The following is a 12587-nucleotide window of genomic DNA, read 5'->3' as shown; positions in this document are numbered from 1 at the left end:
TTGTAAATTCTATTTAAACAAAAGTATAAACAATAACTAAAACAACTATACATGGGTATACTGTATGTGATTTTTATAATGAAACACATTATTATACGACGTTATATATCTAATTGTAGACATCAAAAAACACAAATAAAAAAAGCACCCGTTTTAAATACGAGTGCCTCTAACTATAAATTAATAGTTATGAACTTGACCGTTTTTAATTGTTGTTTTGACATGCATGTCTTGATCTAATAAGACTAAGTCTGCATCTTTGCCTTCTTTAATGCTGCCTTTATGAGCGTCTATACCTAACGCAATGGCTTGATTTAGGCTTGTTACACGCCACATTTCTTCGAGTGATGCACCAGTAAATGTAAGCATATTGCGTAAGCCGTCATTCATTTTTAAGATACTGCCAGCTAAAGCACCTGATTCTAATCGCGCTTCTGAGCCTTTGACAATAACGTTTTGTCCGCCTAAATCATACTCGCCATCTGACATACCTTTTGCGCGCATCGCATCTGTGATTAAGTAGAATCGTTTATTGCCTTTCATTGTATAAGCGATTTTAACTGATGCTGGATGTGAATGAATACCATCTGCGATTAGTTCTGTATGGATACCGTCGTTGGTCCATGCCGCACCAAATTGTCCAGGCGCACGATGTTCAAATGGAGTTCCTGCATTATAAAGATGAGTGACATGTTTTGCGCCATGTTCTACTGCTTCATTCACTTCATCAAATGTCGCAACAGTATGACCCATAGAAAAGATAATTTGGTCGGATAATTTTTCTAGAACTTCTTTTGCACCTTCTACTTCTGGGGCAAAGGTAATCACTTTAATATTACCGTCAGCTTTCTCTTGGAAGTGTTCAATCGCATCTACTGAAGGACGTTGTACATATTTAGGGTTTTGGGCGCCTACTTTATGTTCTGAAATAAACGGACCTTCTAAATGAACTCCTGCAATTTCAGCCGCATTTTCTTTATCTTGAACTGCTTTATATTCCACAATATTTTCTAAGGCACGATCGATGTTTTCCACTGATTGTGTCATTGTTGTCGCAAGGAAAGATGTAGTACCTTCAGAAAGTAACGATTCAGCTAAATGTTTCAATCCGTCAAAGGAAGCATCCATCGCATCTTGTCCGTACCCACCATGAATATGAATATCAATAAACCCAGGTAAAACATATTGTCCTTGTGCATCCACTACTTCTAGATTTCCTTGATAATCACCATGACCAACCTCTGAAATTTTGCCATCAGAAATTTTCACATAACCTTTATCTAAGACACCTGTTTCTGTATAAACTTTACCGTTTGTCACTACATATTCAGTCATTTTCTAACCTTCTTTATTCATAATATATACCATTGGTATTTTAACACATAACAGCGCCCCAAACTTGAAAATTAATTTCATAACAAAACATCAAAAAAAGCAGAAGCCTGTCAGACTTCTGCCGTATCACTCAATGTTTTTGTCTTACACTCATGATGTTTACTGCTTTCTAAATCTTTAATTTTTAAAGTACTAATTAATGAACGATATAAAAATTGAACAACGATACAATGACTCCGATTATAGTACAAGATATTGTAATGGTAGTTATCATTTCTTTTTTCCATGTACAAAACTTGTTTTCTAATCTAGATTCAAACTTCTCATCTAATTTATTTATTGCTTGTTTAACTTCACTAAAGTTTTGATTCGTTTCATTATTCATCTCTTTTAATCGTTTGTCTACTTGTTCAAAGCGCTTGTCTACCTGTTCAAAACGCTTATCTACTTGATCAATACGTTTATCTACTTGGTCAAATCGTTGATTCACCTGTTCGAAGCGTTGATTAACTCCATTAAATCTTTCTTTTACATTTTCGGATTCTATTTTAAAATTTTCTTGTATGTTACTTAAATGTTGGGTTGTTCTTGCTTGTTCTATTTGGATATTTTTAACGTCAAGTGCTAAAATTTCAAATTTATTTTCAATAGCTGTTAATCTTTCTAATGGTGTTTTCACTGGAAAAATTTCATTACCTTTTTCCTCATTATACTTAGGAACTAAATTATTATCTGCCGTAGTCATCTTGATGTTCTCCTTTGAAGTATAGATTTATATTTTTAAGCGTCCTCGATTATTAATTACTTATTTATAACTTCGCTGAATAGTTATAAAGTCATTACGCTAAGACGGCTGAACCCCAGCAAAATAAGGCATACGATGTAGATATTTTAAAGATTTTTTCATAGTTGATACCGCCCTTCCTTATATTTAAACACTGAAGCACTCACTAGTTCCCCTAGATATTTATTAATATAATTATACTACGGTTCAATTCTTAATTCCATATACAACTTGAATTTTAATTTTACTATTTAGGTAAAATAATTGTCATCTTTTTTACGAAATTGAATCAAACTAGGTAAATAAAAAACAAAAAACACAATCCCCCTAATCCGTGCGACTCATTTCACACTTTTAAAGAGATTGTATTTAAAGTCTATCTAATATGACTTCTCACAAAACTTCCTGTTGATCCATTTAACGCTTCTCCGCCTGCCATTTCAACTTTGGCGTAATTATAAGGTGATGTACCCCAGAGGTTATAGCCGTATGTGCGTAATCCATAGATACGATAATTACCATCAACCATGACTGATCCTGAAGCACCTGCACGGAATTTATCTTTGGTTTGTAGTTCTGTTCCGTTTGAAGATTTTTGTATGAATTTTAATTTACTCCAGTAGGATTTTGTATTATCTCCATTTTGCCATGGATAACCTACTGAATAGAGATTGCGATTATAAGTTAAGTTGTTGATTTGTGAATTCGACGCAAGAGGTAATGCTTGTGTGTAGTTCGTCAGCTTTTCTTTGGTATAGACTAATGCGACATCTGCTTCAGGTACTTTAACTACTTTTGTTGCGTGGAAAGTATAAGTTTTTGCCTTACCATCGCGATTTAAATCAAACGTAATATATTTAGGATTAGCTGCCGCACCTTTAGCATCATCTATCACGTGTGCATTGGTAATTAATGTATAAGGTCCTATAACAGTCCCTGTCCCCATACTGTCTTTACCTTTACCTTTCCAACCATCTTTATTACTAATACGTCCTACTGCTTTATATTTTCCTTTGTATGCATTTGCGATGTGTTTAATTTGTACATCATTATTAGAAATTCGCTTTGTTTTAGGATAAGCTTTAGACGCATTATAATCCGTCATCCCATTATAATAATAGCTACCTGCTGCTAACGTTTCTGTATTTGTTAAAGTTAAACTAGCCACAACCGCAAGTGATACAACTGCACTTTTGAATATATGTTTCATGTATATCCCCTTATGTTTTTTCTCATTGTATCACACGTATTAACGGCTGTATTTGCTTGTTTCAATAGTCTTACTTGTAAGCAGTAAAAACCTACAATGAAAGCGATTCGCTATTGCAATTTTAATGCAAGTGATTTATGATGTGTTTGTATATAGAAGGAAGTTATATTTCAAGAATGAAAAAGTCAGTCCAATACGTTAACGCCTCGCTACACGATTAGTTAAAGTATTGAATATGATGACTTCCTGAAATACTATGAATCAAATAATTTCAATAAGTCCACTGGAAGTGCCTGTTCCTACAGGCTGAGATCCTTATGTATGATAAGGAAATTCTTGGAACCTGATCTAGTTTATACTAGCGTAGGAAAGTGGCGTATTGTACGTTTAATGCGCTATTTTCTTATATGGAAATAGCGTTTTTTTATTTCGCTTTTCTTGCGACTTATTGATTAAAGAAGGTGAATCCATCGTGTGGGTCGCGATAACGCCATATGAACTCACAAAAACAACCATAGCTCAATATGTTGAAATAGCGCCTGTGATTGACTGTTTAATTGTACGTACTGACCAAGCAACTCAAGCTACGGATATTCAACGCTTACTAGATGCTGGATTTCCTAAAGCTAAAATCACTGCGCATTCCAATATAAAACTATTTGAAAATTTTGATTTAAAGCGTATTCATTTTAAAGAGATGGACGAGCGTGCCTTTGAATTTAAAAACAAGTATCCAGATGCATGTGTCAGCATGTCTACACATCATAAAGATACAATTCAATCCGCTAAAAATCATCACTTAGATTTTGTGTTATTCGGTCATCTTTTCGAGACCGGTTCTAAACCAGGTTTACCGCCACGTACGCCATCTGAAATATCAGATGCCTTACAAGTAGATATGCCTACCATCGCACTTGGCGGTATTAACGAAAATACCTTATCACAAGTGTCGCATGGTTTTAGTGGTATCGCAGCCATTTCTTTCTTCTTACAACATGATATACAAACACTTCGCACCCTCAAGGAAGGTGAACATTATGTATGATTTAGCCATTATCGGAGCAGGCGTCATCGGAATGTCTATCGCAAGACATTTAAAAGACAGTGGTTTATCTATCGCATTAATCGACCGTGATATCGAAGGCAAACATGCCTCTTATAAAGCAGGCGGTATGTTAGGTGCACAAAATGAATTTAAAGAGGATAGCCCCCTCTTTCGTTTAGCACTTACATCCCGTGCTAAGTTCAACGCATTAAGTACAGACTTATTTTCAGAAACAGGTATTGATATTCAGTACCAACAAAATGGCCTGATTAAGTTAGCCACTCAAACAGAAGATGTCCCATCATTGAAACAACAATATGCATTTCTTCATTCACATGATGAGGATGTTCAAGATTTATCAGATACTGATTTAGCATTACTGACCAATCATTTAGTTAAAAGTACAGAAGCCATGATGTTTGTGCCGCACGATCATCAAATCAATGCCAATCATTATACTAAGGCGCTTCATGCTTCACTCGAAAACGCACCAAATATTGATCGCTTCTCACACACGAACGTAACCGCAATTCATCGTGTCGGTGAAGGTTATGATATTGAGGCAGAGCGTAACGGACGTCGCACTTTAACAAAAGCACATAAAGTAATTGAAGCTACAGGTGCTTGGGCTGGCAATGTCTCAGAACAACCAGACATTCAAGAAGCAGTCAGCGGCGTTAAAGGCGAAGTCTTGCTCGTTGAAAATGAAGACTTAGATTTAAAACAAACGTTATTTATGACTAACGGATGCTATATCGTACCTAAACCCCCGCATCGTTTCTTAATCGGCGCAACAAGCTACTTTGATGATTACTCTGTCGGTGTATCTGAACAAGGTAAAACATGGTTATTAGAAGAAGCGATTAAACGTGTGCCTGAACTTGCGGGAAGCAAAGAACTCAAATACTGGTCAGGTATTCGTCCATGGACTAAAGAAGAACAGCCGATTATGGATGAAGTACAAGAAGGATTATGGATTATCACTGGCCATTACCGTAATGGTATTTTATTATCACCTGTTATCGGTGAATTAATGGCCGAATGGGTTGCGACTGGACATCGTCCACAAACACTCGAACCCTTTCAATTTGAATTAAGGAGGGAGAAACATGAAGTGCATCATTAATGGTGATCCGTTCACATTCGATACTGAAGTCACAATTCAAGATATTTTAGATCATTTAGAACTCGACAAAAAACGTGTCATCGCAGAACATAACCAAAACTTAATACAACGTGAAGACTTCGCAAACCAAATCGTACGCGAAGATGATCGTTTAGAACTATTAGAATTTGTTGGAGGCGGATAATATGTTAAAAATTGGACCTTATGAAATGGAATCAAGATTATTACTCGGTACAGGAAAATTTGAAAATGAAGATGTACAAACGAAAGCTATCGAAGCTTCAGGTACAAACGTACTGACATTTGCGGTACGTCGTATGAATCTCTATGACAAAAACTTACCGAACCCCCTTGCGAACGTTAACTTAAAAGACTTCGTTACGTTCCCTAATACAGCTGGTGCGAAAACAGTTGAAGAAGCTGTTCGTATCGCAGAAATCGCAAAACACGCAGGTGTTTGCGACATGATTAAAGTCGAAATTATCGGTGACGATGAAACATTACTACCTGATCCGATTGCGACGTATGAAACATGTAAAATTTTATTAGAACGTGGCTACATTGTATGTCCTTATATCTCTGAAGACCCAGTATTAGCCAAACGTTTAGAAGAATTAGGTGTTCATGCGGTAATGCCTTTAGCTTCACCTATAGGTACAGGCCGTGGTATCAACAACCCATTAAACCTAAGCTATATTATTAAGAATTCAAATGTACCGATTATCGTTGATGCAGGTATTGGTTCAGCGAAAGATGCGGCACAAGCGATGGAACTTGGCGCAGATGGTATCTTATTAAACTCTGCTGTATCACGTGCCAAAGATCCAGTAAAAATGGCAGAAGCAATGAAACTTGGTGTTGAAGCAGGTCGTTTAAGTTATGAAGCTGGCCGTATCCCAATTAAATATACTGCACAAGCATCAAGCCCTACCGAAGGTTTAGGATTCTTATAATGCCTACACCGTCAGAAACACCAGAATTCAACGAACGCTATAGCCGCCAAACACGCTTTGCGCCTTTTGGCGCACAAGGTCAACACAACCTTGAACACACACATGTATTAGTCATGGGTGCGGGTGCCCTTGGCAGTCATATAGCTGAACAACTTGTGCGTATGGGTATCGGCAAATTAACCATCGTCGATATGGATATTGTTGAATTAACCAACCTTCATCGCCAAACACTTTATGATGAAACAGATGTCACAGAAATGCGTCCGAAAGTCTATGCATTAGCAGATAAACTAAAAGTTATTAACTCTAATGTAGAAGTAGATCCTATCTATGAAGAAATCACTTCAACAAATATTGAAACGATGATTCAAGATATTAATCCAGATATTTTATTAGATGGAATGGACCATTTTGCGATTCGCTTCTTATTTAATGAAGTTTGTCATAAATTAAATTTACCTTGGATTTATGGTGCAGCTGTTGGAGGTAAGGGTTCTGTCTATGCGATTGATTATACAGGTCCTTGTTTACGTTGTTTTATGGAAGAAACACCTGAAACTGCAGAAAGTTGTGCAATTAATGGTGTGATACCACCTGTCATTATGCAGGTCGTGAGTTATCAGATTGCGGAGCTGATGCGTTATGTATCAGGCACAGGCTTCTCTGGCAAACTCATTACGGTGTCACCCTTTGAAGTCAAACAACAATCTATGGATGTCAGCCGCTTCAAAAACCCTAATTGCACAGTCTGTGCACAAGGTAATTACGAATATCTAGGTAAACGTCAATCAAACGTCATCGAAGGCAGTTGCGGGGATACATTCGTCTTCCGCTTCAAACCTGATCATTTTGACAACGCTGACTTATTCCCAGGTCAAATTCTTAAAGCGAATCCTTACGTCAAACTTTTAAATGTAGACGGTTATGAAGCCACACTCTTTAAAGATGGCCGCATGAATGTTCATCATATTGAAGATGAAGACACTGCAGAAACACTTTATCGCACTTTATTAAAAGCAGTAAAATAACAATGAAACCACACAATAGAAGTGTACACCTAAAACGCGTGTACACTTCTTTTTTACTGAATAAGGCGTTCAGTTATTAAGAAACTTTAATTATTTAATCTCAATATTACTTCTAACTTACAAACAAGTTCTTTCATTTATTCAAAGCACTTTGCGATAATATTGTTAAATAAGCAAAAATGATTTGAGTTCACTTAACTTATAGAATACAATAATACTGTATAATTATTAATTTAAGGGATGAGGATATGGAAAGAGAGAAACGTCTTGATTTAATTAAATTATTACTAAAGAATAACAAGATTTCTACAGTACGTGAGTTAGCTGAAATCATGGAAGAGCAATACAATTTAATTTTCAGTATGACCACAGTCGCAAAAGATTTACAACATTTAAGAGTGACGAAAGTTCCGAATGGCTCAGCCCCTTCTTATTATGTATTACCAGAAAAAAATGAAGCAAACAGCTTTCGTGAAGCTTTCAAGAAATATCGCGACGATAGTATTAACTCTATTATCGTTAAAGACAGCTATATCCTAATTAAAACAGAACCGGGATTTGCCCGTACCATCAATTACTGTATTGACCAAATGCAACTGCCGCATGTTTTGGGCACAGTCAGTGGTAATGATGTTATTATGATGTTAATGAAATCAAATGAAGAAGCAGAATATGTGAAATACTTATTATTGAAGCCTTGATGAGCTAAATAAAGATAAATGAAAAGAGAGAAGCGACATGATTACTTTGTTCAAAAGTAAGGATGCCGCTTCTCTCTTCTTCTACAAGGACTTACTTACAGTCCAAGTTTGATGATTTTTTAACACTAAATTTTGTTTACTTAAATCTCTGATCACATGACTGGCTTTTTCTCTTGATACACCTGCTAACTCACTTAACAGTGTCACAGTCATAATCTTATCTAGTTCGTAATAAGCACCTTGATCGTTTCCTACCGTTTCGCACATTACGCGCAATGTGTTTATCACCTTTTGTTCGGCATTACGACCAAGTAAAGCCATATTACGTTCAATGTTTTGGTTGGCTTCTGTACGTAATAAATCAAAGATTTTAATAAACGTATCTTCGTGGTTTTTACATAAATATTCAATGACATTTTTAGGTACTCTGACAATCAAGCTGCTTGTGAGCGCTGTACATGATTCATGGTAATGATCAGAATGGAATAAATGATTTAAAGGAAACATATTAATCGGTCGGTTCAACATTAAATAGTCGTCACCGTTTTCGTTCAACATTTCTCTTGATACATAACCTTCTAATAATACATAGATACTATCCGCTTCTGATCCTTGATAATAAATCACTTGCCCTTTTTCATAGTTCCTGACATAAATCTCAGAAAGATGAGGAACGAGCAGCCCTGATGGTACCTCTAATATTTTCGATAATGCTTGAATCGACGCTTGATAATCTTCAGTACTATTGCTCATACACGTTCACCTCATCTCTTTCTCTCTTTTTCATGAATGTGTGTTGAAAATATAGTTTTTATTAATTGAGACAGCTGAAATATCTGCCCTTTTTTCAACATGTGCAACGTGTTTATTGTATCATATTGCGTTCGCACACACATTCTTATGTATACAGATAGAAAGGCAGCTTACAGGATGTAGCGAGGTCCTGCAGGCTGCCATTTCTTTATCTGTTGTCAGGATTTCATGCGTCAGTAATTAGAAGACACTTACTGCGCCACTGAACAATCTTATTAAACCAAGAATGGCAAAGATGACAATGAATCCCATTAAAATGTAGTCTCTTGTGATGAATTTGATACCTTTGTTGCGTTGTACAATCCAGTAAACGAACAGACCAGGTACATATAGCAACATTGTCAGTAGCAAGTAGTCCACGCCTGCTGCGTAAATGAGCCATACCGCATAGATAGAAGCGATAATACCGATTGCCATTTGTAGGTTGCTTTTACGATCATACTGCAATGTATATTTGAACTGATAGAATGCACTGAATGCATATGGAATCAATATCGCACTGGATGCGAGTGAGAATGCGAATTGATACGCACTATCTGTAAATAACATACTGATTAAGAACAGTTGTACTAAGATGTTTGTGATTAGGAGTGAATTGACTGGTGCACCATTTTTGTTTTGTTTCGCAAACCATTTCGGGAACATTTTATCTTTTGCGACGATGAATGGTAACTCACCAGCAAGCAATGTCCAACCTAACCAAGCTCCAAGTACTGAGATGATTAAACCAATGTTTGTCACAACTGAACCCCATGGGCCGACGATGTGAGCAAGTAAAGCTGCCATTGATGGACTGCTTAATTCAGAGATTTGATTTTGTTCGATAACACCTTGTGCAAGTACAGTTAATAAGAAGTAAATCACTAATACAATCAATAGACCGAGTACTGTAGCTGTACCCACATCTTTCTTCGTTTTAGCACGGCCTGAGAATACAACCGCACCTTCAATACCAGTGAATACCCATACTGTAATCAACATTGTACCTCTCACTTGTTCCATAATGTTTGAGAAGTTGATTGGTAATGCGATGTTGCCTTTCATTCCTGCAAAACCGGCCATAAACGTGTCAAAGTTAAATGCGACGATCATACATACAATCGCTAGGAAGATAGGAATTAACTTGGCAACTGTGACAATACTGTTGATTAGGGTTGCTGTTTCTACGCCTCGCAGAATCAGGAAGTGTACACCCCAAAGTAAAATGGAGGCTACGATAATACTTGGAAGTGTGTTGCCGCCTTTAAATATCGGGAAGAAGTTGCCGACTGCTGACATCAGCAACGTGGCATATGCAACGTTCCCTAAGAATGCTGCGAACCAGTATCCCCATGCACTGGAGAAACCGACGAAGTCACCGAAACCGGCACGTGCATAACTGTAAATACCGCCGTCTAAATCAGGACGTTTATTTGTTAAGTTCTGGAATACAAATGCGAGTGATATCATACCTACAGCTGTAATGATCCATCCGATGATAATTGCTAATCCGCCGGCATTGCTGCCCATGTCAGAGATAATATTAAAGGCGCCGCCGCCGATCATTGAACCAACGACCAGACCGATTAAAGCCGTTTTACTGAGTTTACTTTGTTCTCCGCTCATCTTCAAAACTCCTTTAATGCTTGAGACTCTCTCAAAGCATGTGTTGTCAATTTATTTATTTTTTGACGCTATACTGCTTTAATTGTTTTAAAGGGCCTGCGCCTCTTGCTATTTCCAAAATCATAGGCCATGTACAAACATGTCGCCGTGAATAGGTATCAAATTAAGTCAAAGCAGTATTCAATCTAAAGCCAGGCTTTAAGTGATGACGCTAAACTGCCTCTATTGATGCAATCCTTATCACTTAAAGCACTGTATACTTTAGAATTAGATATCTTCACGGTATAACGGTTGGCTCATGCAACGTGGGCCCCCGCGTCCGCGAACTAATTCACTACCTGTTACTTCGATAACTTTAATGCCTTTGTCGCGTAATAATTGGTTAGATACATAGTTACGGTCGTAAGTAACAACGACACCTGGACGGATTGTTAATGTGTTAGATCCGTCGTTCCATTGTTCACGAGGTCCTACGATGCGGTCACCGTCACCTGTCGGAATGAAGTCGATGTGGTCTAAATTCAACGCGTCTTTTAATGTTTCTTTTAAATTGTGTGTACGTGTGATTGTGATATCTTTGCCATCTTCAGTTGGTTCAAGTGTGAAGATATTCATGTCTTCACCTTTTTTCTCGATAGCTGAGTGGATTGTGAATTTATCATAGTCAATCATTGTGAATACTGTGTCTAAGTGCATGAATGCACGTGTATTCGCGATTTCAATCGCAACAACTTTTCTGATTTTTGAATCTGGGTTCGCAAAGATTTGACGTGCTAATTTTTCAATCGCTTGTGCTGATGTTCTTTCAGAGATACCGATTGCGATTACTTCTTCAGAAAGAACTAATTCGTCTCCACCTTCAATGTTGTAAGGTGAGTTTCTGTCTAACCATACTGGAATATCAGCATCTTTGAATCTTGGGTGATGTTTTAAAATATAAGTGATGAAGATAGACTCTCTGCGACGTGCTGGCCAGAACATACGGTTAACTGTCATACCATTACCTACTGACGCTTGTGGGTCACGTGTGAAGTAAAGGTTTGGCATTGGGTTCATGTAGAATGGATAAGAATCGTCCACATACTCTACTAAGTGTGCATGGTCTTGTCTTACTTCTTCTTTACGAACACCTGCCATTACTTTTTCGATTAAGTCTTCGTTATTTAATGTTTCGAATAACTCTTTTACTTCTTCTTCATGGCCTAATAATGTATCTTCAGATTCCGCTAATACATCTTCAATAAATTGTTCACGTACTTTTGGATCTTCAATGGCTTCTGCAGCTAATTTTTCTAAATAAAGCACTTCTACGCCTTCGTCACGTAGCACTTGTGCAAATTTGTCATGCTCTTCTTGTGCTACTTTTAAATACGGGATATCATCAAATAATAATTCTCCTAAATACTCAGGTACTAAATTTTCTAATTCTTTACCAGGTCGTTTAAGTAATACCGTTTTTAATTTACCGATCTCACTGTTTACTTTAATTGGATGTTCATTCATTTGTGAAACCTCCTTGTTTTATTTATCTATATTGTAAGCCCTTTCAAATGATACTCATGTGAATTAAATCACATTACAACTGTTGTACTTTTCACACTTATCTTTTTATTCATTACATGTTTCTGTATATTTAATACATTTATATGGGGTTTACATGTATAAACTATGAATAATAAGCGAATTTAATGTGCTTTAAATCCCAAAGAAAAAATTTTATTCATTTTTTAGAGAATATATACATTATGTTTCATAAACCGTGTCAGTGTGGCCCTTTTAACAATGCATCTCAGTCTTAGTATTTTGAGACATAAAAAAAGAACCAGCATAAAGGTCCAATATAAATCCCTCCTTATGTGGCTCTACCCGTATTTGATTAAATAACCGCTTCTTTACAAAACTTTAAAATTGTACCAAACTGCATAAAAAAAGAAAACCACGGTGTGGTTTTCACAGACTGTCGACAAAGTCCTACGGACTTGTCGGC

Annotated in this window: 12 protein-coding genes and 1 riboswitch; of the genes, 6 read left to right on the top strand and 6 right to left on the bottom strand. The window is 36.8% G+C overall.

Annotated elements, in window-relative coordinates; all coding sequences use genetic code 11:
- Positions 1-180: 180 nt before the first annotated feature.
- From nagA to HMPREF3031_RS08975, 3 genes are all read right to left on the bottom strand, one after another.
- Complete coding sequence (gene nagA / locus HMPREF3031_RS08985) at positions 181-1335, bottom strand: N-acetylglucosamine-6-phosphate deacetylase (RefSeq protein WP_002479915.1); 1155 nt, start codon at positions 1333-1335, stop codon at positions 181-183.
- A 196-nt stretch (positions 1336-1531) separates the two neighbouring features.
- Positions 1532-2080: a hypothetical protein gene (locus tag HMPREF3031_RS08980; protein ID WP_002479916.1), complete on the bottom strand. Its 549-nt coding sequence runs from the start codon at positions 2078-2080 to the stop codon at positions 1532-1534.
- 415 nt (positions 2081-2495) lie between these two features.
- On the bottom strand, positions 2496-3329 hold the full coding sequence (locus tag HMPREF3031_RS08975; protein ID WP_002479917.1) for a trypsin-like serine peptidase: 834 nt from the start codon (positions 3327-3329) through the stop codon (positions 2496-2498).
- 275 nt (positions 3330-3604) lie between these two features.
- Positions 3605-3716, top strand: a riboswitch (TPP riboswitch).
- Positions 3717-3801: 85 nt separating this feature from the next.
- Here HMPREF3031_RS08975 and HMPREF3031_RS08970 point away from each other — a divergent pair.
- The 6 genes from HMPREF3031_RS08970 (at position 3802) to HMPREF3031_RS08945 (ending at position 8182) form a co-directional block, all read left to right on the top strand.
- Entirely contained in the window at positions 3802-4374 is a 573-nt protein-coding gene (locus HMPREF3031_RS08970) for a thiamine phosphate synthase (RefSeq protein ID WP_002479918.1), read from the top strand.
- Positions 4367-5500 (top strand): NAD(P)/FAD-dependent oxidoreductase, encoded by a 1134-nt coding sequence (locus HMPREF3031_RS08965; RefSeq protein WP_002479919.1) that lies wholly within the window; start codon positions 4367-4369, stop codon positions 5498-5500. The genes HMPREF3031_RS08970 and HMPREF3031_RS08965 overlap by 8 nt, the downstream gene beginning before the upstream one ends.
- Positions 5484-5684, top strand: coding sequence for a sulfur carrier protein ThiS (thiS, locus tag HMPREF3031_RS08960; protein WP_002479920.1), 201 nt, complete (start codon positions 5484-5486; stop codon positions 5682-5684). Before HMPREF3031_RS08965 ends, thiS begins: the two co-directional genes overlap by 17 nt.
- A 1-nt stretch (position 5685) precedes the next feature.
- On the top strand, positions 5686-6453 hold the full coding sequence (locus tag HMPREF3031_RS08955; protein ID WP_002479921.1) for a thiazole synthase: 768 nt from the start codon (positions 5686-5688) through the stop codon (positions 6451-6453).
- Positions 6453-7481, top strand: coding sequence for a ThiF family adenylyltransferase (locus HMPREF3031_RS08950; RefSeq protein ID WP_002479922.1), 1029 nt, complete (start codon positions 6453-6455; stop codon positions 7479-7481). Before HMPREF3031_RS08955 ends, HMPREF3031_RS08950 begins: the two co-directional genes overlap by 1 nt.
- A gap of 248 nt (positions 7482-7729) precedes the next feature.
- Positions 7730-8182: an arginine repressor gene (locus HMPREF3031_RS08945; RefSeq protein ID WP_002479923.1), complete on the top strand. Its 453-nt coding sequence runs from the start codon at positions 7730-7732 to the stop codon at positions 8180-8182.
- An 81-nt stretch (positions 8183-8263) separates the two neighbouring features.
- On the opposite strand, the gene HMPREF3031_RS08940 is transcribed toward HMPREF3031_RS08945, so the two are convergent.
- The 3 genes from HMPREF3031_RS08940 to arcA all read right to left on the bottom strand — a co-directional run bounded on the left by HMPREF3031_RS08940 (position 8264) and on the right by arcA (position 12103).
- Positions 8264-8935: a Crp/Fnr family transcriptional regulator gene (locus tag HMPREF3031_RS08940; protein ID WP_002479924.1), complete on the bottom strand. Its 672-nt coding sequence runs from the start codon at positions 8933-8935 to the stop codon at positions 8264-8266.
- A gap of 240 nt (positions 8936-9175) precedes the next feature.
- The gene (gene arcD, locus HMPREF3031_RS08935; RefSeq protein WP_002479925.1) at positions 9176-10600 is read right to left on the bottom strand and encodes an arginine-ornithine antiporter; all 1425 of its coding nucleotides are present in this window, start codon (positions 10598-10600) and stop codon (positions 9176-9178) included.
- A gap of 267 nt (positions 10601-10867) precedes the next feature.
- Complete coding sequence (gene arcA / locus HMPREF3031_RS08930) at positions 10868-12103, bottom strand: arginine deiminase (RefSeq protein WP_002479926.1); 1236 nt, start codon at positions 12101-12103, stop codon at positions 10868-10870.
- Between the last annotated feature and the right edge of the window lie 484 nt (positions 12104-12587).

It is taken from the genome of Staphylococcus sp. HMSC072B07 (genome assembly GCF_001815505.1).
Lineage (GTDB): Bacteria > Bacillota > Bacilli > Staphylococcales > Staphylococcaceae > Staphylococcus > Staphylococcus simulans.
The sequence above is the reverse complement of the archived record's forward strand: the minus strand, read 5'-3'. Positions and strand labels throughout refer to the sequence as shown.